General features: G+C 70.8%; 1 protein-coding gene. It reads left to right on the top strand.

Going from position 1 to position 421, the window contains the following annotated elements; translation table 11 throughout:
• A partial coding sequence (locus D7Y13_RS43635) for an FAD-dependent oxidoreductase (protein WP_158626247.1) occupies positions 1 to 421 on the top strand: 421 nt, incomplete at both ends.

The following is a 421-nucleotide window of genomic DNA, read 5'->3' as shown; positions in this document are numbered from 1 at the left end:
GAGTACGCGTCGATGTTCGCCGCGCTCGGCACCCGGGTCACGGTGGTGGAGAAGCGCGAGGACATGCTCGGGTTCTGCGACGCGGAGACGGTGGAGTCGCTGCGCTTCCACCTGCGCGACACCGGGGTCACCTTCCGCTTCGGCGAGGAGGTCGTCGACGTCGCGGTCAGCGACCGGGGCACCATCACCAACCTGAAGTCGGGCAAGGCGGTGCCCGCCGACATGGTCATGTACTCCGCCGGCCGGCAGGGCTCGACGGCCTCGCTCGACCTGGACAACGCGGGCCTGAGCGCGGACGACCGGGGCCGCATCGACGTCGACGAGCACTACCGCACCGAGGTCGAGCACATCTACGCCGTCGGTGACGTCATCGGCTTCCCCGCCCTGGCCGCCACGTCGATGGACCAGGGCCGCCTCGCCG

Source organism: Corallococcus praedator (assembly GCF_003612125.1).
GTDB lineage: Bacteria > Myxococcota > Myxococcia > Myxococcales > Myxococcaceae > Corallococcus > Corallococcus praedator.
Note: the sequence above shows the minus strand (reverse complement) of the source record. Positions and strands in the feature narration are given on the sequence as shown.